Origin of the sequence: Pseudomonas sp. B2021, assembly GCF_018135665.1 — a bacterium.
GTDB classification, from domain to species: domain Bacteria; phylum Pseudomonadota; class Gammaproteobacteria; order Pseudomonadales; family Pseudomonadaceae; genus Aquipseudomonas; species Aquipseudomonas lactis.
This window is the reverse complement of sequence record NZ_SMOF01000001.1, coordinates 5,131,558-5,152,182: the sequence shown is the minus strand read 5'-3', so window position 1 is coordinate 5,152,182 and position 20,625 is coordinate 5,131,558. Positions and strand designations below refer to the sequence as shown.

The following is a 20,625-nucleotide window of genomic DNA, read 5'->3' as shown; positions in this document are numbered from 1 at the left end:
TTACCTCTGTAGGAGCGAGGGGGACGCCTAGTTCTTGCTCGCGAAAATCGTCAACGATAACGCGGGCATTCTGATGCACTGCGGCGTTCTCGGGTTTTTCGCGAGCAAGCTCGCTCCTACAGGGGGCAAGGTCGCGATTACGGGCCGACCAGGTCTTCCAGTTCCTGAGCGCGGGTCTGGGTCATGTCCAGCACACAACCTGTGCCGTTGACCTGATCAATCGTGCCGCCGGTGGCACTGCCGGCGAAGGCGCAATTGGCGTCGCGGTATTTGATCCACAGGCGCTGCACGTCTTGCAGTTGTTGTTTGCGCACGCCTTCCTGGGCGGCGAGGGCGGTCTTGTAGGCGCGGTTCAGGCGGTCGTCTTGCACCTTGGTTTGCTTGGCGTTGCAATTGACCATGTCTGCGGTGGTATTGGCGCTGTCCATGCATTTTTTCAAGGCAGGGTTGTCGGCGGCATAAGCGCTGCCGCACAAGAGCAGGACGCTGGCGGCAATTGTGGTGCGAATCATGAGCGGTTTCCTGGGCAGTGGATGCGCAGTCTATGACTCAAGGGCGGCGTTTGAGTTTCCGCCTTCTCTGATCTTCATGTAAGAACACCCCTCGAATTTTCATCCGTTAACGTCGGGCATATCCCCAAGCGACAGCGCTTATCCGTGGGCGAAAATTACTTTCATAAAAATTGAAAATCCTCCTCGGGAATGATTTATGAGTTTCACAACCTATTCGACGTGACCCTTTCCGAGGAGTACCGCATGGCCGCATTACCGGGCTTCGGGCTGTTGGCATACGCTGCCATCGCCATCATTGCATTGATCGTGCTGATTGCACGCTACCGACTCAATCCCTTTATCGTGATTACCCTGGTGTCCATCGGCCTGGCGCTGATGGCCGGGATGCCAGCGGACACCATCATGGGTTCGTACGAGGCGGGTGTCGGCAAGACCCTGGGGCATATCGCCCTGGTGGTGGCGCTGGGCACCATGCTCGGCAAGATGATGGCCGAATCCGGTGGCGCCGAGCAGGTGGCGCGCACGCTGATCAACCGCTTCGGTGAGCGCAATGCCCACTGGGCGATGGTGTGTATTGCATTCCTGGTGGGGCTGCCGCTGTTTTTCGAGGTCGGCTTTGTGTTGCTGGTGCCGATTGCCTTTACCGTGGCGCGGCGCGTGGGCGTGTCGATCCTGATGGTCGGGCTGCCGATGGTCGCCGGCCTGTCGGTGGTGCATGCGTTGGTGCCGCCGCACCCGGCGGCAATGATGGCGGTGCTCGCCTATAACGCCTCGGTCGGGCAGACGGTGCTGTATGCGATCCTGATTGGCATCCCCACGGCGATCATTGCCGGGCCCGTCTACGCCAAATTCATCGTGCCGCACATTCACTTGCCAGCGGAAAACCCGCTGGAGCGCCAGTTTATCGAGCGTGAACCGCGTACGCGCCTGCCCAGTTTTGCGCTGACCATGGGCACTATCCTGTTGCCGGTGGTGTTGATGATGATCGGCGGCTGGGCCAACGTGATTTCCACGCCGGGCAGCGGGTTCAACCAGTTCCTGTTGTTTATCGGTAACTCGGTGATCGCCCTGTTGGTGGCGACCCTGGTGAGCTTCTGGACCTTGGGCCTGGCCCAGGGCTTTAACCGCGAGTCGATCCTCAAGTTCACTAACGAATGCCTGGCGCCGACCGCCAGCATCACCTTGCTGGTGGGCGCGGGAGGCGGGTTGAACCGCATCCTGGTGGATGCCGGGGTCACCCATGAAATCCTCGGCCTGGCCCATGCGTTCCAGTTGTCGCCGCTGGTGATGGGCTGGTTGTTCGCCGCGTTGATGCGCGTTGCTACCGGCTCGGCCACGGTGGCCATGACCACCGCGTCCGGGGTAGTCGCGCCGGTCGCCTTGGGCCTGGGTTATCCCCACCCTGAATTGCTGGTGCTGGCGACCGGTGCAGGCTCGGTGATCTTTTCCCACGTGAACGACGGCGGCTTCTGGCTGATCAAGGAATACTTCAATATGACGGTTATCCAGACCTTCAAGACCTGGACCGTACTGGAGACCTTGATTTCGCTGGTCGCCTTCGGCCTGACCTACGGTCTGTCCCTTTTTTTATGAGCCTGTAACCCGGAGCCCCCATGGACATCCTCTATCAGATCCGCGCCCGCCAGGACGCTTTCAGTGCCGGCGAAGGGCGTATCGCCAAGCTGATGCTTGAGGATGTGGGCTTTGCCGCCTCCGCCAGCCTGGAGGAACTGTCGCAACGGGCTGAGGTAAGTACCGCCACCTTGTCACGCTTCGCCCGCAGTGTCGGCTGCCGTGACTTGCGCGATTTGCGCCTGCAATTGGCCCAGGCCAGCGGCGTGGGCAGCCGCTTCCTGGACCCGGCGGGCAAGCCTGAACAGTCAGCGTTTCATCGGCAGATTCTGGGGGATATCGAGGCGACGTTGCGTCAGCATCTGTCGGGTTTCAACCAGCGCAGTTTTGGCGATGCGGTCAAGCTGTTGGGCAAGGCGCGGATGATCCATGCGTTCGGCATGGGCGGGCCGTCGAGCCTGTGCAGCGATGAGTTGCAGGTGCGCCTGGTGCGGCTGGGTTATCCGATTGCCGCCAGCCATGACCCGGTGATGATGCGTGTCACGGCGGCGACCCTGGGGCCCGAACATGCCGTCATTGTCTGCTCGCTCACGGGCCTGACCCCTGAATTACTTGAAGTGGTGACGCTGGCGCGCAACTACGACGCGCGGATCATTGCCATCACCCTTGCCGATTCGCCCCTGGCGCAGTTGGCAGATGTCGTGCTGCCGCTGCAATCGGCGGAAACCAGTTTTATCTACAAGCCTACTGCGGCCCGCTACGGCATGCTGCTGGCTATCGACCTGCTCGCCACTGAGTTGGCGCTGGCCCTGCCGGACGATAACCAGGAACGCCTGCGCCGGATCAAACTGGCCCTGGACGATTACCGCGGCGGCCCTGGCAGCCTGCCGCTTGGAGACTGATATGAAGTACGACACGTTGATTCGCCAGGCGCTGATCATCGATGGCAGTAACACCCCAGGGTATGTCGCCGATGTGGGCGTGCACGCAGGGCGCATCCGCACGATTGGCGACTTGTCCACAGCCCAGGCCGAGCAGGTCATCGACGCCCATGGCCGAGTATTGGCGCCGGGCTTTATCGACGTGCACACCCACGATGACACGGTGGTGATCCGCCAGCCGCAGATGCTGCCCAAGCTCAGCCAGGGCGTGACCACGGTGATTGTCGGCAACTGTGGCATCAGCGCCGCGCCGGTCAGTTTGCGCAGCGACCCGCCAGACCCGATGAACTTGCTGGGCAGCCGCGATGCGTTCTCTTATCCACGGTTTGCCGACTACCGCGCCGCGGTGCAACGAGCCTGCCCGGCGGTGAACGTCGCCGCGTTGATCGGCCACACGGCGCTGCGCAGCAACCATATGGACGACCTGCACCGCACCGCCACACCCTATGAAATCGCGGCCATGCGCGTGCAGTTGCAGGAAAGCCTGGAGGCCGGTGCCCTGGGTTTATCCACAGGCCTGGCCTACGCCAGCGCGTTCAACGCCGAGACCGATGAAGTGCTGCAACTCACCCAAGAGTTGACGGCCTACGGCGCGGTCTACACCACTCACCTGCGCAGCGAGTTCGAACCGGTGCTGGAGGCGATGGATGAAGCGTTCTTGATCGGCCGAGAGGCGAGGGTGCCGGTGATCATTTCCCATCTTAAATGCGCCGGCGCCGGTAATTGGGGGCGCAGCCCACAGCTGTTAGCGGCCTTGGAAGCGGCGGCCAAAGATCATCCGGTGGGCTGTGATTGCTATCCTTATGCAGCCAGCTCCTCGACTCTGGACCTCAAGCAAGTGACCGACGCGTTTCGCATCACCATTACCTGGTCGACACCGCACCCGCACATGGGCGGGCGCGATTTGCAGGACATCGCTGGCGAGTGGAACGTTTCGCTGTTGGAGGCCGCTCGCCGTTTACAGCCGGCAGGGGCGGTGTATTACGGGATGGATGAGGCCGACGTTCGGCGCATCCTCGCGCATCCGTTGTCGATGGTGGGCTCGGACGGCTTGCCTGAAGACCCGTTTCCTCATCCACGCTTGTGGGGGGCCTTCCCACGGGTACTCGGGCATTTCAGTCGGGATGTCGGTTTGTTCCCTTTGCACACGGCGGTGCACAAGATGACCGGCTTGTCGGCGGCGCGTTTTGGGCTGGCCGAGCGTGGCGAGATCCGTGAAGGCTACTGGGCTGACCTGGTGTTGTTCGACCCCCTGCGGGTGCGGGATGTGGCGGATTTCACCGCACCGCAGCGCGCAGCTGAAGGGATTGATGGCGTGTGGGTCAATGGCGTATTGAGCTATCGCGATGGGCAGGCGAACGGCGCGAGAGCAGGCCGGTTCCTGGCGCGTAGCGGGGATTTGCGTGGTGGGTTTACGGCTCTATAGTGGGGCTTCTTTTATACGGAGCTGTCGCCATGCACTTAGGAAAAGTCGTCCCCATTCTGCGGATTTTCGACGAGGTCAAAGCCTTGGAGTTCTACGTCGACTTCCTGGGGTTCAAGGTCGATTGGCAGCATCGTTTCGAAGCGAATTTCCCGTTGTACCTTCAGGTCTCGCTGGGGGAATGCGTGCTGCATTTGTCCGAGCATCATGGTGATGCTTCGCCGGGGGCGGCTGTGCGAATTCAGGCCCAAGGGGTCGATGCGTATCAGCAGCAGTTGCTGGGCAAAGAGTACCGATATGCCAAGCCTGGGGTTGAGGACACGCCCTGGGGTTCGCGGGAAATGAGCATCCGTGACCCGTTTGGAAATCGGCTGGTGTTTGTCGAGGACAGCGAGGTCTGAAGGGTAAATGGCAGGCAAAAAAAAACCGCCTTAGTAGGGCGGTTTTTTATTGCAAACCCAGTGAGTGGCTGGGGTTTGCTATCTCAAAGGACGCATTGACCCGCAGGTGGATACTAACTGCCGGTCACGTCGTCACGCAAGACGGAACGATGGCCGGCATGGATCCTTTAGGCATCTTTCTCTTGCCTGATTTTGACTGCAAAAGCTTGCAATGAATCTATCGGCGATACTGGATATTTGACCACTGTTAGACACACCTTAGACGGGAATGTTGGTTAGGATCTTCCCCGTTCTGCGTTTGTCGCTTTTGGGGGGGCCGGGTACGCGCGCGAATTCTGGACTGACCGCCACGGGCTAGTAATCCGTGCCGGATTGATGCGGAAGGCCCACTAGCCCGGCCACCTCAAAGGACGCATTGACCCGCGTCCAAAGGCTCACGTGTTCCGGTAAGTGCGCTGGAGGTAAGGCCCAACTCTAGGAGGGCCGAGTATGTCTAAGTTTGCACGACGTACGTGGAACCTCGTAGTGAATGCTTTACGTGTTTATCACGTGTGGACATTCCTGCGGGACAGCTTTGATGACCAATAAGGTCTGAGAAGTGGAGCCGCCTCGGCTTAAATTGAGGCGGCTTTTTTTGGTTTTTTAAACCCGGAAATGACTGACCATCTGCTGCAACTGGCTACCCAACCGTGCCAGCTCCACACTCGACTTGGCCGTCTCATCACTGGCAGTCGCGGTCTGCTCGGACACGTCCCGCACATTCACGATACTGCGGCTGATCTCTTCCGCCACGGCGCTTTGCTGTTCGGCGGCCGCTGCAATCTGCTGGTTCATCGACTGGATATTCGACACGGTGCGGGTGATGTTTTCCAGGGATACCCCGGCCTTGCGCGTCAGTTCGACACTGCTGTCGGTGAGGCTGCGGCTGTTGTTCATCACGCTGGCGACTTGTTGGGTGCCGTTCTGCAAGCCGGCCACCAGGCCTTCGATTTCTTCGGTGGACTTCTGTGTACGTTGCGCCAGGCCACGCACTTCGTCGGCGACCACGGCAAAGCCTCGACCGGCTTCCCCGGCACGCGCAGCTTCAATGGCGGCGTTAAGTGCCAGCAAGTTGGTCTGTTCGGCCACGGCCTTGATCACGTCCATCACGCTGCCGATCTTGTTGCTCTCTTGTTGCAGGTGCGTCATGGCGTCGGTGGAGCGCGCCACTTCGGCCGCCAGGCGTTCGATCTGGGCGATGGCTTCAGCCACCACTTTATCGCCTTCGCGGGCCTGGCCGTCAGCGTCGGAAGCGGCTTGGGAGGCCTGCTCGGCATTGCGCGCAACTTCTTGCACAGTGGCGGTCATTTCATGCATGGCGGTAGCGACCTGGTCGGTCTCGATCTTCTGGCTGTTCACGCCGGCGCTGGTCTGCTCGGTCACCGCTGACAACTCTTCGGCGGCGCTGGCGATCTGAGTGACGCCGTCGCGAATGCCGCTGATCAGCTCGCGCAAGGTGGTGCCCATGCGCTGGATGCCTTGCTGCAACACGCCCAGTTCGTCACGACGGGTCACCTGGATGTTGTGGCTCAGGTCGCCCGAAGCGATGCGTTCCACTACGGCCAGCGTCTCCTGGATCGGACGGGTGATCTGGCGCGTGATTACCCACGCGGCAATCACGCCGACCAACAGTGCCAGCAAGGTGCTGATCAACTGGAGGCTACGGGCCTGGGTGCTTTCAGCGTCGCGACGTTCCAGTTGGATGTCGTACAGCTTGTCGCTGATTGTCACGATGTCGGCGCCCTGGGTAGTCATTTCGGCACGGGCGGTGACGATATTGGCGTTGGCCGCCTTGTAGCTCTGCACCGCACTGCGATAGGCGCCAAGCGCGGTTTCCAGTGCGGACAATGCGCTTTGCTGACCGGCACCGAAGGCAACGCTGAGGCCTTTCAAACCGGCGACAGCTTTTTCCAGCTGTGTAGCAGCGCGGGCTTCGGTTTCTGCGTTGGGGCTATTGGTATAGCCGCGCACCTCGTAGCGAGCCTGCAGGAATTCGTTCTTGGCCTGGGTCACGGCCAGGAACTGCGTGAAGCGCTCCGGGCTGTCGGGTGACTGCTGCACACTGGTTTCCAGCGCATTGATCTGTGCGTTGGCGATGTCTGCCTTGGCGCCCATGACGTCGCGCGCAGCGTTGCCATTGCGATAGGCCTCGCGCATTTTGTTCAGGGACTGGCGGTAAGCGGTAATGACGGCTTTCTGCTCATTGAGCAGCTTGAGGTTTTCCGGGCTCTTGAAGCTGTCCAGCAATTTCTGTTGTTGAGCTGCGAAGGCATCCAGGCTGGTCTGCACATTCTGCGCCACGGCCTCGTCGCCATTGGCCAGCATGTATTGCAAGCGCACGATACGCAGCTTGGTCAACGAGGCGTTGAGCTGAGTGATATCGCTCATCCAATTGCTACGGTCGATCAAGCCGCCCAGGCTGGTCCAGCCCGTGAGTGCGAGGACTGAAGTGAGGACCAACACCAGACCGAAGCCCAGGCCGAGTTTGAGATTGACACTGATGTTACCGAACCAGCTGTTCATCGAAAGCTCCTTGAAGAGTGATGTCTGTCTGCTGGACGGTGTGTTGTTGTTTGAGCCAGCCAAGATGTGTAGGGCTGTATCGGCGGCAAAGGATGATTCTGAAGTACTTTTCTTGCGGGGTGACGAAGGGTCGCCATTACCGTGCAGCAATGGCGATCCGATGCGCTCAGGACTCCGCCGTGTTGGGCACCACGGTAAGCCTGAGGCAGGAGGCGGCGGCGTGGCTCAGGTGCACCCTATTGTGGGCAACCCGAGGGTGGCTGGCTTGGCCTGAAGGTTCGCCGCTGTTGGGGTTGACGTCAAAGCGCGGGAAGTTGCTGCTGGCGATATCCAGGCGCAACCGATGGCCGCGCTTGAACAGGTTGCAGGTGGCGAAAGGTTCGATCAGCACCTTGACCCGTTCGCCGGGCTCCAGGGCCGTCGGCTGTTCCCATGAGTCGCGATAACGGCAGCGGCGGATGCCGTCGGTGATGTTCATCGCAAAGCCCTCGGGGTAGTCGGCGCTGGGCGGGTACACGTCCACCAGCTTGGCGGTGAAGTCGGTGTCGGGAGCATCGCTGTCGATCCACAGCTCGATCTGCACGTCACCGGCGACGATCAGGTCGTCGTCCAGAGGCTCGGTCTGGAACACCAGAACGTCATCGCGCTGAGCCAGGGGGCGGTTATCCCCTTGGGTGCCGAAAAAGTCGGGACGCTCCCGTTGGTCGAAGGCCCCGCCAACAAACACAGGGGCGCCGGAGGTCAGCGCGCCGCCGATGGTCGGGACCGGGTGGGCGGGGTCGGCGCGGTAACTCAAGTGGGCGTCAGCCTCGACAGGTGCCGTGCGGCTCAACTGCCTGTGTGCATTCAGGTAGAGGGTCAATGTCTGGCTGCCGGGGAGTGGCCATTGCGTGGTGTGCAGCCAGCGGCCGCCATGCTGCAAACGTCCGTTCTCATCGCGGTTACCGCTGCCACCGCCCATCAGGAACACCTGCACGCTGGCCGTCGTGGTGTGAGGCGATGGTTTGAGGGAATGCTCGAACCACGCCAGGCGGCAACTGAGCCAATCCTGATCGACCTGCCCATCGAAGGTGGCTTGCTGGCCGAACTCCACATCGCCGCTGTGGCTGATATTGCGGTCGCCATGCAGCCATGGGCCCATCACCAACCGCTGGCGGGCAGTGCCGTTCTGGGTGAAGGCGCGGTAGTTGGCCAGGGTTGAACTGACGTAGGCGTCGTACCAACTGGACATGAACAGCACCGGTATATCGGGCAGTCGCGCGTAATGGCCTTCGGCGTAGATCCCCGACTGTTGCCAATATTCACTGAAGGTGCCCTGGGCCCATTGCTCCAGCACGTAGGCTTCATATTCCGGCACATGGCGCAGGGGTGATTGCCCGGGTTGCCAGGGCATACGTGTGAACCATTGATGAATATCCTCCTGCTCCAACGCTTGGCGAATCAGCGGGTCGTCCAGGGCCGCTGGGCTTTCCTTGGCCTGGCGAAAGGCCCACGTCGCCTGTTTGAGTTCGAAGGCGCCGCCCTGGCGAATCCCGCACTGGTAGGCGTTGGCGAAGCCGCCGCTGTCGAGCACCATGCTGCTCAGCCCCGGTGGGTGCAGGCAGGCCATCGCCAACTGCGTGTGGGCCGCGTAGGACAGGCCCATGCTGCCGATCCTGCCGTTGCACCAGGGCTGTTGGACGATCCAGGCCAGGGTGTCGAAACCGTCCTCACCCTCGGCCGTGTATTTGGTGAACGTGCCTTCGGAGGCGTAGCGCCCACGGCAGTCCTGGAAGATCGCGACAAAGCCTTGCTCGGTAAACCGTGCGGCCATTTGTGCACGGGAGATGTGTTGGCCGTCGAGCTGTTTTTCCGAGCGCGAGGGCTTGCTTTTGTCGTAGGGCGTGCGTTCGATCACCACCGGAAACGGCCCTTTGCCGCCCGCTGGCAGGTAGATATCGGTGGCCAGGTGGATGCCGTCACGCATCGGGATCATTTGGTCAGGCAGAATTTGCATGCAGATAACACTCATCGATTCAGTACCCGCTCGTCACCGCAATGGCCAGCAACACCATCGCCAGCACGGCGTAGATCAGGAACAGTGGCAGGATGTAGCGCGCCCACTGGCCCCAGCCGACATTGGCGGTGGCCAGCAGTACCAGCAGGCCGCTGGAGGTGGGGGTGATCATGTTGGTCAGGCCGTTGCCTAGCAAAAAGGCGAACACCGTGGTCTGCGGGCTGACGCCGGACAACTGGCCCAAGGGCCCGAAAATCGGCATGGTCACTGCCGCCTGGCCAGAGGTAGAGGGAATCAGTACATCGAGCCCCAGTTGCGCGAAGAACATGCCATAGGCCGACACTATCGGGCCGTGGTCGCCCACCAGGTTGGCCAGGCTGTTGACGATGGTGTCCAGTACTTGGCCGGTACTGAGGATGATCTCTACGGCGGTGGCCAGGCCGATCAACACGCCAGCGATCAGCACCTTCTTCATGCCATCGACAAAGGCACTGGCAGTAGTGCTCGCGCCGAGCCCGGCGATCACACTGAAGGCCAGCGTCAGCAGCAGGTAGAACGCCGACAGTTCATGGTATTTCCAGCCCCAGCGGTTGGAGGCGTAGACCAGGAAAGCGATGCCCGTCAGCAGTACGATCAGGTTGATCAGATGGCGCAGGGGCAACGGCGTACTTTCGAAAGTGATCTGCGCCGTGGCATCGTAACCGTGCTTGCGAATACTCCACAGCACGAAGGCAATGCCCACCAGCAGGAAGCTGCAGTAGGCGAGCACACGCATGCTCAGGCCACTGAAGATCGGCAGCCCGACCATCGGCTGCGCCACGGACAGCGCCACGGGATTGGAAATAGAAGCCAGGTAGCCGATCTTCACCGAGATCGTGACGATGGCCAGCCCGATCAGGTTCGATAGCCCCAGCCGATTAGCCATGGCAACCATCAACGGCACGATGAGGATAAATTCCTTGGCCAGCCCCATGAAGGTACTGCCGGCGGAAAACACCAGCATCAGGCATGGCACCAGTACATAGATATTGCCCCGGGTCAGGCCCAGCATGCGTTCCAGCCCGGCGTCGATCACTCCGGCCTTGTTCAGCACCCCGAACATGCCACCGATGAACAGCACCATGAAAATCAGCGCCGCACGTTTCTCGATGCCCTGGGGAATGGCCATGAAACCTTCCACCAAGGACACCGGGCGGGCCACGGTGTCGCCGGCTTTGCGCGGCTCCAGGCTGAACAGTTGGCCCAGGGAGTCGTGTTTTTCCAGCACCTGGTAAGAGCCCGGTATCACCAGGCCATTCTGGCGCTGGAACGTGCCCGAGTTCACCGCGTAGGTAAACGCCACTGCGAGCAGGACGATGCTCAGCAGGATGATGGCGGGATTGATCTGCTTGCGTTGCGTGGTATTTCCCACCACTGCTTGGGTAGGGATGCTCTGGGATTCGCTCATGCTAGTGGCCCCGGCGTGCGCCGTTATTGTTATAGGGGTGACACGTGTGGGGCGGACACTAGGGCAAAGTTTTCGCGGCGACAACGTTATGCGTGGGGTGGGTTGGGCTATGCGTTTTGTGCGGCCAGACCCTGCTTGAGGTGCTCGGCAAACGCGTGTACCAGTTGCGAGCGCGGCTCATTGGCGCGAAACGCCAGGCCGAATGCGTAGGGCAGCGCCGGGCGAAACGGGCGGGTGACGATGGGCAAATGCCGGAAGTGGCTGGCCAGCAGACCATTGACGATCGACACCCCCAGGCCCTCGGCAACGAAGCTGCACGCTGCCCCGACCGAGTGCACCTCGACCCGCACCTGCGGTGTGAGGTTGGCGGCACGAAACACCTGGTTCAGCTCGGCCCGCAATGCGCGTTGCCGGCCGAGCATCACCAACGGCACATCGCGCAGGTGCTGCACTTGGATGCAGGCGTGACGGGTCAGCGGATGGTCGGCGGGCATCACGCAGACGCCTTCGGTTTGTAGCACCGGCTCGACATCGAAGTCAGGTATTTCCGTGGGCAGGCGTACAAAGCCCAGGTCGGCGGAACGGTCCAGCACCGCACGCTCGATCGTGTCGTAAGAACCGGTCAGCAGTTCCACGACAATGTCGTCATGCTCCTTGAGAAACTGCGCCACGATGCGTGGCAACAGCTCCTGGGTCATGCTGGTGGGTACCGCGACCTTGAGCAGGCTTTTGCGTGAGCGGCCCACGCGCATCTCGTCAGCCAGGCGCTGGATACGCTGCATCCCATCGACCAGTCCGGCGACTTCGGTGAGCAGTTCCTCGGCCTCTGGCGTGGCCATCAGGCGGCCTTTCTTGCGCAGGAACAGGGCAAAACCCACATGCTCTTCCAACTGGCTCAGCAGGCGGCTGACTGCCGATTGCGAGAGGCCCATGCGTGTCGCGGCACCGATGGTCGAGCCGGTAGACATGATCGCTTTGAAAGCTTCGAGTTGCTTGAGATTCACCGTGTTCTTCCTGTCGGTTGGCAAGGGCGGCGGGTGCTTCACGCATAGCCTGATGCGCTTCTCGCATAACGTTGTGGGGCAGTTGATGAGCCGTTAGTGTCCGCTGCAACGCGACATGCCGTCCAGCCTGTCGCGCCTGCGCAACTGCCCATAAAAAAACACAACACGGCATTGAGGAACGGTTTATGCGTGATTTTTTCACGAGGGGGGGAATAGTCTCCGCGGGGTTGCTAGCGAGCTTGTCGCCTGCAGTAATGGCCCAGGGGTTCTGGGAGGATTCCCAAGGCCGATTGACCTTGCGTAACTTCTACTTCAACGACGGCTACCGCGACGGGGGCGAAGACCGCAAGGAGTGGGCCCAAGGCTTTCTGCTCAATCTGCAGTCAGGTTATACCGAGGGCACTGTTGGGTTTGGCCTGGATGCCCTGGGGCTGGCGGGCTTGCGTCTGGACTCCAGCCCGACCCACGCCGGCACGGGTTTGCTGCCGGTGCATGACGATGGTCATGCGGCCAGCGAGTTTTCCAGCCTGGGAGTCACGGCCAAGCTGCGCTGGGGCGACGCGGTGGTGAAAACCGGTACGTTGCTGCCAAAGATCCCGGTGCTGGTGCACAACGATGGCCGCCTGTTGCCGCAGACCTTCCAGGGCACTCAAGTGGAATACACCGGCATTCACGACCTGTACCTGCACGCCGGGCACCTGGATAAATTCAAGCTGCGTAACTCCACCGACAGCGTGGATATTTATCCCCAGGGCTACAGTGGCAAGAAGGGCAGTGACTTCGATTTCGCTGGCGCCACCTACGCCTTTACGCCAAAGCTCAGTGGCACGTGGTACTACGGCGAAATGCGCGAATTCTACCGCCAGCAATTCTTCGGCCTTGTGCATAAGCAGCCGTTGGGCCGGGGCACGCTGACCAGCGACTTGCGCTATTTCATCAGCAGTGAAGCCGGTGAGGCACGTAACGGTGCAGTCGACAGTGACATGTTCAGCGGCCTGTTTACCTATCGCCTGGGTGCGCAGGCGCTGGGTGTGGGCTATCAGAAAGTCAGTGGCGAGACGGCGTTGCCATATGCAAGTGTGTCGACGTTGTATTCCTTTAGTAACGCGGGTGTGGGCAAGTTCATCCAGGCGGGTGAGCAAACCTGGATGCTGCGCTACGACTATGACTTGGCGGCGGTACTGCCTGGCTTGAGTTTCATGACCCGCTACTACAAAGGGCAAAACGGCGACTTCAAAGGGCGTGAGGCACGGGAGTGGGAATCCGACACGAATCTGCGGTACGTGGTTCAGGACAGCACCTTCAAAGGCCTGGGTGTGGAGGTGCGCAAGGCCACTTATCGCTCAACCTATGCCAGTGACCGGGACAACTACCGGTTGTACCTGACCTATGATCTGGCGCTTTGGTAGCCGGGGTGGGGCTGATCACGGCCCGCTCATGTGTGCTAGTCTGCGGGCCCTTTTAGTTCTGGGCGGCGCGGGAAACTGTGGCGTCCTACAGCGGAGCCTCTTCATGTCCGAAGTTAATCTGTCCACCGACGAAACCCGCGTCAGCTACGGTATCGGCCGTCAGTTGGGCGACCAACTGCGTGACAACCCGCCACCGGGCGTCAGCCTGGACGCGATCCTGGCCGGCCTGACCGACGCGTTCGCAGGCAAGCCTAGCCGTGTTGACCAAGAGCAAATGGCGGCCAGCTTCAAAGTGATCCGTGAAATCATGCAAGCCGAAGCCGCTGCCAAGGCTGAAGCTGCAGCAGGCGCTGGCCTGGCTTTCCTGGCGGAAAACGCCAAGCGTGATGGCATCACCACCCTGGCTTCCGGCCTGCAATTTGAAGTGCTGACGGCTGGTACCGGCGCCAAGCCGACCCGTGAAGACCAAGTGCGTACTCACTACCACGGCACCCTGATCGACGGCACTGTGTTCGACAGCTCCTACGAGCGCGGCCAGCCTGCAGAATTCCCGGTTGGCGGCGTGATCGCCGGCTGGACCGAAGCCCTGCAACTGATGAATGCCGGCAGCAAATGGCGCCTGTACGTGCCGAGCGAACTGGCTTACGGCGCTCAAGGCGTTGGCAGCATCCCGCCGCACAGCGTTCTGGTATTCGACGTCGAGCTGCTCGACGTTCTGTAAGACCCGCTGGTTACCTGTTGGGACGAACGCGTTCGCCCCAACAGGCATTTGCCAGTTTCTTCATGGATGGAACTTGCCATTAAGCTCCGTCGCCGGGCGCAACGCTCGTGCATAGCAGAACAGAAACAGATTCCTCACCACTTCCTTCAGCACCCCAGGCTCACTGGAACTCAGGCCATTGACGTCCAGATCGCCCTGGTCCTGCAGCTCGTTCAGCGCTTCTTCTTCAAGCACCGCACAGACTTCACCGGTTTCCCGATGCAGGATTCGCAGGTAAGGGTGAGGGCGATCCAGCCAGGCATCTATCAAATAAGTCATGGTCGTTCTCCTTGATGGGTTTCAATGAGAATAATTCTTATTCGTAGAATAGCAAGCGTCTATTGGCAGTTTCTGTTTTTTTCTGTGTGGGTATTGCGTTCGATCAACGCAGAGGGCAAAACGCCACCCCGCGGCGGGCGCGGGATGGAATGCAGCAGGATCAGACTTTGCGCACGAACTCGGACTTGAGCTTCATAGGGCCGATACCGTCGATCTTGCAATCGATATCGTGGTCGCCGTCGCACAGGCGGATGTTCTTGACCTTGGTGCCGACTTTGACCACCAGGGAAGTGCCCTTGACCTTGAGGTCTTTGATCACTGTGATGGTGTCGCCGTCCTGCAGGACGTTGCCCACAGAGTCTTTCTTCACGGTTTCATCGCCAACCACTTCGGCCTCGCCAGTGGCGGACCATTCATGGGCGCATTCCGGGCAGATCAGCTGGGCGCCGTCTTCGTAGGTGTATTCGGAATTGCATTTGGGGCAGGGAGGCAACGTGCTCACTAAAGCTCCTAGAAAGTCAGGGATGGCTAAAAGTCGCACATTATATAGGGTTTTAAACGCGGATGGGGTTGGACTCGTCCTAATGTGGGAGCTGGCTTGCCTGCGATAGTGGCAGTGAATTCACTCTAGTTATCGCAGGCAAGCCAGCTCCCACATTAAACAGCGCGGAATCAGTGAGTACGGGCGACCGCAAACTCACTCAGCTCAACCAGGGCATCCCGGTATTCACTGGCCGGCAGGGCTTCCAGACACGTAATCGCACGGGCCACGTAGTCACGCGCCAGTTGCGCGGTGTACTCCAGGGAACCCGAGGCTTCCACGGCGGCACGGATGGCTTCCAGGTCTTCGATCCCGCCTTTCTGGATCGCCTTGCGCACCAGAGCGGCCTGTTCCGGCGTGCCTTCGCGCATGGTGTAGATCAGCGGCAAGGTCGGCTTGCCCTCGGCCAGGTCGTCACCGACGTTCTTGCCCAGGGTTTCGGCGTCGCCCTTGTAATCGAGCAGGTCATCCACCAGTTGGAACGCCACGCCCAGGTGGTCACCGAACGTGCGTAGGGCCTCGGCCTGTTCGGCGGTGGCGCCACACAGCGCGGCGGCACTGTGGGTAGAGGCTTCGAAGAGCATCGCGGTTTTGCCGCGAATCACTTCCATATAGGTTTCTTCGGTGGTGCTGGCGTCGCGGACTTTGGACAACTGCAACACTTCGCCTTCGGCGATGATGCGTGTGGCCTGTGAAAGAATCTTCATCACGGGCATCGAGCCCAGCTCGACCATCATTTCGAACGAACGCGAATACAGGAAGTCGCCCACCAACACGCTGGGCGCGTTGCCCCACATCGCGTTTGCGGTCTCGCGACCACGGCGCATGCCGGACATGTCGACCACGTCGTCATGCAGCAGGGTGGCGGTGTGCAGGAATTCGATGGTGGCAGCCAGCAGGCGCAGGTCGTCGCCTTGACGGCCCAGGGCCTTGCCGCACAGCAACACTAATAAAGGACGCAGGCGTTTGCCGCCCGCCGACGTAATGTAGTCGCCAATTTTGGAGACCAGCGGCACTTTAGACGTCAGCTGCTGCTTGATGATGCCGTCGACGGCGCTAAAATCGTCCGCGACCGCGCGGTAGAAAGCTTGGGGTTGCATCAGCGACAGTCGCTCCAGAAGGGTTGCGCGGCATGCTAGGACCCTCACCCCGCAGTGTCAAGGCGCGATAGACGGCCCCTTGCAACACCTCTTTACCTTGCGTACAATCGCGCACCCTGAACTTCCTGGGCAGCACCTGCCTTACGCAATTGCATTAGGGACGTCCATCCCATGCAGCCATGCCAGCCAATACCTCTTCTTATAAAGCGCTGGGTGAGCAGGATTATCGGAGAAATACCATGTCGTACGCAGTAATTGTTACTGGTGGCAAGCAATACAAAGTCGCCCCAGGTGAATACCTGAAGATCGAGAAACTGGAAGTCGCTACTGGCGAATCCGTTACTTTTGATCGCGTTCTGTTGGTCGCCAATGGCGATGACGTGAACATCGGCGCTCCAGTTGTTGCTGGCGCTACCGTTGTGGCTGAAGTGATCTCCCAAGGTCGTCACGATAAAGTCCGCATCATCAAGTTCCGTCGTCGTAAGCACCACATGAAGCGTATGGGCCACCGCCAGTGGTACACCGAGATCAAAATCACCGGTATTCAGGCTTAATTTCAGCCTAATTCCTCACTAGGAGAATTGACTCATGGCACACAAAAAAGCTGGTGGTAGTACCCGTAACGGTCGCGACTCAGAAGCCAAACGCCTTGGCGTGAAGATGTATGGCGGCCAGAAAATCATTCCGGGCAACATCATCGTGCGTCAGCGCGGCACCCAATTCCACGCCGGTTACGGTGTTGGCATGGGTAAAGATCACACCCTCTTCGCTAAAATCGAAGGCGTGATCAAGTTCGAAGTAAAGGGCGCGTTCAACCGCCGTTACGTGAGCGTTGTCGCAGCTTAATTGCGAGATCGCTGGAAAAGCCCTGTCTTGCGACGGGGCTTTTTCGTTTGTGGAGTGAGTCTCTTGCAAAGCTGTCTGTGATGAGCTCAGGCGCTGGTTTGCGGTCGCTGATTGAGGTCGCTGCGCTCATTTTTGCAAGAGTCTTATGTCTTGGTTTCTTAAGCTCGTCCATGCGGCGAGAGGCGTTTTGTTATGAAGTTCGTTGATGAAGTTTCCATCCGAGTAAAAGCAGGCGACGGCGGTAACGGTTGCATGAGTTTCCGTCGCGAAAAATTCATCGAAAACGGTGGCCCGAACGGCGGTGACGGCGGTGACGGCGGTTCCATCTACATGATGGCCGACGAGAACCTCAACACTCTGGTCGACTACCGTTACACCCGGCACTTCGATGCCGAGCGTGGCTCCAACGGCGGCAGCACCGACTGCACCGGTAAAAAAGGTGAAGACCTGGTACTGCGCGTACCGGTCGGCACCACGATCATCGACTCCGCGACCCAGGAAGTAATTGGCGACCTGACCAAGGCCGGCCAGAAACTGATGGTTGTGCAGGGCGGCTGGCACGGTCTGGGTAACACCCGCTTCAAGTCCAGTACCAACCGTGCACCGCGCCAGACCACGCCGGGCAAGCCCGGCGAGCAGCGTGACCTCAAGCTGGAAATGAAAGTACTGGCGGACGTGGGCCTACTGGGCCTGCCGAACGCGGGTAAAAGTACCTTCATTCGCTCGGTATCGGCCGCCAAGCCGAAAGTTGCCGACTACCCGTTCACGACCCTGGTGCCAAACCTGGGTGTGGTCAGCGTAGACCGCTGGAAAAGCTTCGTGGTTGCCGACATTCCTGGCCTGATCGAAGGCGCTTCCGACGGCGCAGGCCTGGGTATCCGCTTCCTCAAGCACTTGTCCCGCACCCGTTTGCTGCTGCACCTCGTCGATATGGCGCCGCTGGATGACACCAGTGCCGCCGATGCCGCCGAAGTCATCGTCAGCGAACTGACCAAGTTCAGCCCGGCCCTGGCCGAGCGCGATCGCTGGTTGGTACTGAACAAGTGCGACCAGATCCTGGAAGAAGAGCACGAAGAGCGCGTCAAGGAGATCGTTGATCGCCTGGAGTGGGAAGGTCCGGTCTACGTCATCTCGGCCATCGCCAAAGAAGGCACCGAGCGCCTGACCCGCGACATCATGCGTTACCTGGAAGACCGTGCCGACCGCCTGGCGGCCGACCCGGTGTACAAGGCCGAACTCGCCGAGCTCGACCAGCAGATCGAAGACGAAGCCCGCGCCCAGTTGCAGGCCCTGGACGACCAGCGCGCCCTGCGCCGCAGCGGCGTGAAGTCGGTCCACGACATCGGCGACGATGATTGGGACGAAGAAGACGTGGATGATGAAGACGGTCCGGAAATCATTTACGTGCGTGACTGATCCGTTGCGATAAACTTGAACGCCGCTCCCTGGAGCGGCGTTTTGGTATCCGGGTATAACGTTATGGGCAGCGCTGGGTCGCGCGGCCCTCACTCTAAGGTTGAAGATGATGCGGAGCAAAGTGACAGGTGCGCAGCGCTGGGTCGTGAAAATCGGCAGTGCGCTGTTGACGGCGGATGGCAAAGGTCTGGATCGCGCAGCCATGAGCGTCTGGGTCGAGCAGATGGTGGCCTTGCATGAGGCAGGCGTTGAGTTGGTATTGGTGTCGTCCGGAGCGGTTGCCGCCGGGATGAGCCGTCTCGGCTGGACCGCGCGACCCAGCGCGATGCACGAACTGCAAGCCGCTGCCGCCATCGGCCAGATGGGCCTGGTGCAAGCCTGGGAGTCCAGCTTTGCCGAGCACGGCCGCCACACGGCGCAGGTGCTGCTGACCCACGACGACCTGTCCGACCGCAAGCGCTACCTCAACGCCCGCAGCACCTTGCGCGCGCTGGTGGAGCTCAAGGTCATCCCGGTCATCAACGAGAACGACACCGTGGTCACCGACGAAATCCGCTTCGGTGACAACGACACCCTGGCCGCCCTGGTGGCTAACCTGGTAGAGGCCGACCTGTTGGTGATCCTCACCGACCGCGATGGCATGTTCGACGCCGACCCGCGCAACAACCCCGATGCCCAGCTTATCTATGAAGCCCGCGCCGATGACCCGGCGCTGGATGCGGTCGCCGGCAGTGTCGGCGGTGCCCTGGGTCGCGGTGGCATGCAGACCAAGCTGCGCGCTGCGCGCCTGGCCGCGCGTTCGGGGGCCCACACCATCATCGTCGGCGGGCGCCTGGAGCGCGTGCTCGATCGCCTCAAGGCCGGTGAGCGCATCGGTACGTTGCTTTCGCCGGAGCGCGGCATGCTGGCGGCGCGCAAGCAATGGCTGGCCGGTCATCTGCAAACCCGTGGCACCCTGGTGCTGGACGCAGGCGCAGTAGCGGCGTTGTCCCAGGGCAACAAGAGCCTGCTGCCGGTGGGTGTGAAGTTGGTGCAGGGCAGCTTCCGCCGTGGCGAGATGGTGGTGTGCGTTGCGCCAGACGGTCGCGAGATTGCGCGCGGCCTGGCCAACTACAGCGCCCTGGAAGCACAGAAGATTATCGGACAACCCTCCGACGCCATTGTCGGACTCTTGGGTTATATGGCAGAACCGGAACTGGTTCACCGCGACAACCTGATCCTGGTCTAACCATAGGAAATACACGATGCGCGTGATGAAGGGATTGCTCGGCCTGCTGTTGGCCATGCCACTGCTGGCCTCGGCCGAAGAGGTCGGCCAGGTGTCGACGGTGTTCAAGTTCGTCGGCCCCAACGATCGGATTGTGGTCGAAGCGTTTGACGACCCCAAGGTCGATGGCGTGACGTGCTACCTGTCCCGCGCCAAGACCGGCGGCGTAAAGGGCGGCCTGGGCCTGGCCGAAGACCGTGCCGAAGCCTCGATCGCCTGCCGCCAGGTGGGCCCGATCCACTTCAAGGGTGAGCTCAAGGACGGCGACGAAGTGTTCAAGGAGCGCACCTCTCTGGTGTTCAAGACCATGCAGGTCGTGCGTTTCCTCGACAAGAAGCGCAACACCTTGGTGTATCTGGTCTACAGCGACCGCCTGATCGAAGGCAGCCCGCAGAATGCGGTGACGGCGATTCCGATTTTGCCCTGGCCGACCGCTCAGTAACCTGCAGGCGAGTTTCGTCATCGGCGTCTATGATTGCAGCTTTGCCGGTTGTAAGCTCCGAAGGGCTGCAATGCAAAGAACATGGGATATCTGGAGTTCGTCATGAGTGCTTTCCACGATCTGAAACTCAAAGCCTTGGACGGACAAGCGCTACCGCTGGCGCCTTTCAAGGGCCAAGTCGTGCTGGTGGTCAATGTGGCGTCCAAATGTGGTTTGACCCCGCAATACGCGGCGTTGGAGAACCTCTACCAGCAGTACAAGGGCCAAGGGTTTACGGTGCTCGGCTTGCCGTGCAATCAGTTTGCCGGTCAGGAACCGGGCAGCGAGGAAGAAATCCGCGAGTTCTGTAGCCTGAACTATGGCGTGACCTTTCCACTGGGCAGCAAGATCGACGTCAACGGCCCTGATCGGCACCAGTTGTACCGCTTGCTGGCGGGCGAGGGCGCTGAATTCCCCGGGGATATCACCTGGAACTTCGAGAAATTCCTGTTAGGTAAAGATGGCCGCGTACTTGCGCGCTTCTCACCCCGTACGCCCCCAGAAGATCCCTCCATCATCCAGGCCATCGAAAAAGCCCTGAGCTGACTCCCATCCGCTGTAGGAGCGAGCTTGCTCGCGAAAAACGCCAACGATAACGCGCGCTTCCTTAAATACGCGACGTCCTCAGGTGCTTCGCGAACAAGCTCGCTCCTACAGGTATTCGGGTG

The 20,625-nt window shown here is 60.5% G+C and carries 20 protein-coding genes; 12 read left to right on the top strand and 8 right to left on the bottom strand.

Translation table 11 applies throughout. From position 1 onward, the window contains the following. Nucleotides 1-137 precede the first annotated feature (137 nt). On the bottom strand, nucleotides 138-512 hold the full coding sequence (locus E1K68_RS23230; protein WP_212614707.1) for a lysozyme inhibitor LprI family protein: 375 nt from the start codon (nucleotides 510-512) through the stop codon (nucleotides 138-140). 243 nt (nucleotides 513-755) lie between these two features. On the opposite strand from E1K68_RS23230, the gene E1K68_RS23225 reads away from it, so the two are divergent. From E1K68_RS23225 to E1K68_RS23210, 4 genes are read left to right on the top strand one after another with little or no spacing between them, the layout of a single operon-like run. Then, entirely contained in the window at nucleotides 756-2,105 is a 1,350-nt protein-coding gene (locus E1K68_RS23225; protein WP_241666007.1) for a gluconate:H+ symporter, read from the top strand. Between the two features lie 20 nt (nucleotides 2,106-2,125). Then, nucleotides 2,126-2,986: a MurR/RpiR family transcriptional regulator gene (locus E1K68_RS23220; RefSeq protein ID WP_003194093.1), complete on the top strand. Its 861-nt coding sequence runs from the start codon at nucleotides 2,126-2,128 to the stop codon at nucleotides 2,984-2,986. Nucleotide 2,987: 1 nt separating this feature from the next. Then, nucleotides 2,988-4,451: a D-aminoacylase gene (locus E1K68_RS23215; protein ID WP_212614706.1), complete on the top strand. Its 1,464-nt coding sequence runs from the start codon at nucleotides 2,988-2,990 to the stop codon at nucleotides 4,449-4,451. Between the two features lie 29 nt (nucleotides 4,452-4,480). Next, a complete protein-coding gene (locus tag E1K68_RS23210; protein ID WP_014719894.1) occupies nucleotides 4,481-4,849 on the top strand; it encodes a glyoxalase superfamily protein in 369 nt (122 codons plus the stop codon). Between the two features lie 642 nt (nucleotides 4,850-5,491). On the opposite strand, the gene E1K68_RS23205 is transcribed toward E1K68_RS23210, so the two are convergent. The 4 genes from E1K68_RS23205 to E1K68_RS23190 form a co-directional block, all read right to left on the bottom strand. Continuing rightward, nucleotides 5,492-7,411, bottom strand: a complete 1,920-nt coding sequence (locus tag E1K68_RS23205; RefSeq protein WP_169856339.1) for a methyl-accepting chemotaxis protein — start codon at nucleotides 7,409-7,411, stop codon at nucleotides 5,492-5,494. Nucleotides 7,412-7,577: 166 nt separating this feature from the next. Continuing rightward, nucleotides 7,578-9,407, bottom strand: a complete 1,830-nt coding sequence (locus tag E1K68_RS23200; RefSeq protein WP_212614705.1) for a CocE/NonD family hydrolase — start codon at nucleotides 9,405-9,407, stop codon at nucleotides 7,578-7,580. Between the two features lie 19 nt (nucleotides 9,408-9,426). Continuing rightward, complete coding sequence (locus E1K68_RS23195) at nucleotides 9,427-10,854, bottom strand: AbgT family transporter (protein ID WP_212614704.1); 1,428 nt, start codon at nucleotides 10,852-10,854, stop codon at nucleotides 9,427-9,429. A 107-nt stretch (nucleotides 10,855-10,961) separates the two neighbouring features. Further along, the gene (locus E1K68_RS23190; RefSeq protein WP_034133650.1) at nucleotides 10,962-11,858 is read right to left on the bottom strand and encodes a LysR family transcriptional regulator; all 897 of its coding nucleotides are present in this window, start codon (nucleotides 11,856-11,858) and stop codon (nucleotides 10,962-10,964) included. A 254-nt stretch (nucleotides 11,859-12,112) separates the two neighbouring features. Between E1K68_RS23190 and E1K68_RS23185 the strand changes: the two genes are divergently transcribed. Continuing rightward, nucleotides 12,113-13,267, top strand: a complete 1,155-nt coding sequence (locus tag E1K68_RS23185) for an OprD family porin (RefSeq protein ID WP_244858932.1) — start codon at nucleotides 12,113-12,115, stop codon at nucleotides 13,265-13,267. Nucleotides 13,268-13,370: 103 nt separating this feature from the next. Then, a complete protein-coding gene (locus E1K68_RS23180; protein ID WP_003194089.1) occupies nucleotides 13,371-13,988 on the top strand; it encodes an FKBP-type peptidyl-prolyl cis-trans isomerase in 618 nt (205 codons plus the stop codon). A gap of 60 nt (nucleotides 13,989-14,048) precedes the next feature. Here E1K68_RS23180 and E1K68_RS23175 read toward each other — a convergent pair whose 3' ends face one another. The 3 genes from E1K68_RS23175 to E1K68_RS23165 form a co-directional block, all read right to left on the bottom strand. Then, the gene (locus tag E1K68_RS23175) at nucleotides 14,049-14,306 is read right to left on the bottom strand and encodes a hypothetical protein (RefSeq protein WP_003194088.1); all 258 of its coding nucleotides are present in this window, start codon (nucleotides 14,304-14,306) and stop codon (nucleotides 14,049-14,051) included. 160 nt (nucleotides 14,307-14,466) lie between these two features. Further along, nucleotides 14,467-14,808, bottom strand: a complete 342-nt coding sequence (locus tag E1K68_RS23170; protein WP_003194087.1) for a zinc ribbon domain-containing protein YjdM — start codon at nucleotides 14,806-14,808, stop codon at nucleotides 14,467-14,469. A 170-nt stretch (nucleotides 14,809-14,978) separates the two neighbouring features. Continuing rightward, on the bottom strand, nucleotides 14,979-15,947 hold the full coding sequence (locus E1K68_RS23165; protein ID WP_003194086.1) for a polyprenyl synthetase family protein: 969 nt from the start codon (nucleotides 15,945-15,947) through the stop codon (nucleotides 14,979-14,981). A 239-nt stretch (nucleotides 15,948-16,186) separates the two neighbouring features. Here E1K68_RS23165 and rplU point away from each other — a divergent pair, with 239 nt between their 5' ends. The 6 genes from rplU to E1K68_RS23135 all read left to right on the top strand — a co-directional run bounded on the left by rplU (nucleotide 16,187) and on the right by E1K68_RS23135 (nucleotide 20,503). Then, the gene (rplU, locus tag E1K68_RS23160; protein WP_007950961.1) at nucleotides 16,187-16,501 is read left to right on the top strand and encodes a 50S ribosomal protein L21; all 315 of its coding nucleotides are present in this window, start codon (nucleotides 16,187-16,189) and stop codon (nucleotides 16,499-16,501) included. 34 nt (nucleotides 16,502-16,535) lie between these two features. Further along, complete coding sequence (gene rpmA, locus E1K68_RS23155) at nucleotides 16,536-16,793, top strand: 50S ribosomal protein L27 (RefSeq protein WP_003176049.1); 258 nt, start codon at nucleotides 16,536-16,538, stop codon at nucleotides 16,791-16,793. A gap of 192 nt (nucleotides 16,794-16,985) precedes the next feature. Continuing rightward, entirely contained in the window at nucleotides 16,986-18,209 is a 1,224-nt protein-coding gene (cgtA, locus tag E1K68_RS23150) for an Obg family GTPase CgtA (RefSeq protein ID WP_003194084.1), read from the top strand. Nucleotides 18,210-18,318: 109 nt separating this feature from the next. Then, nucleotides 18,319-19,437 (top strand): glutamate 5-kinase, encoded by a 1,119-nt coding sequence (proB, locus tag E1K68_RS23145; RefSeq protein WP_003194083.1) that lies wholly within the window; start codon nucleotides 18,319-18,321, stop codon nucleotides 19,435-19,437. 16 nt (nucleotides 19,438-19,453) lie between these two features. Continuing rightward, complete coding sequence (locus tag E1K68_RS23140) at nucleotides 19,454-19,918, top strand: CreA family protein (RefSeq protein WP_003194082.1); 465 nt, start codon at nucleotides 19,454-19,456, stop codon at nucleotides 19,916-19,918. Nucleotides 19,919-20,020: 102 nt separating this feature from the next. Then, complete coding sequence (locus E1K68_RS23135; RefSeq protein ID WP_003194081.1) at nucleotides 20,021-20,503, top strand: glutathione peroxidase; 483 nt, start codon at nucleotides 20,021-20,023, stop codon at nucleotides 20,501-20,503. The last annotated feature ends 122 nt before the right edge of the window (nucleotides 20,504-20,625 follow it).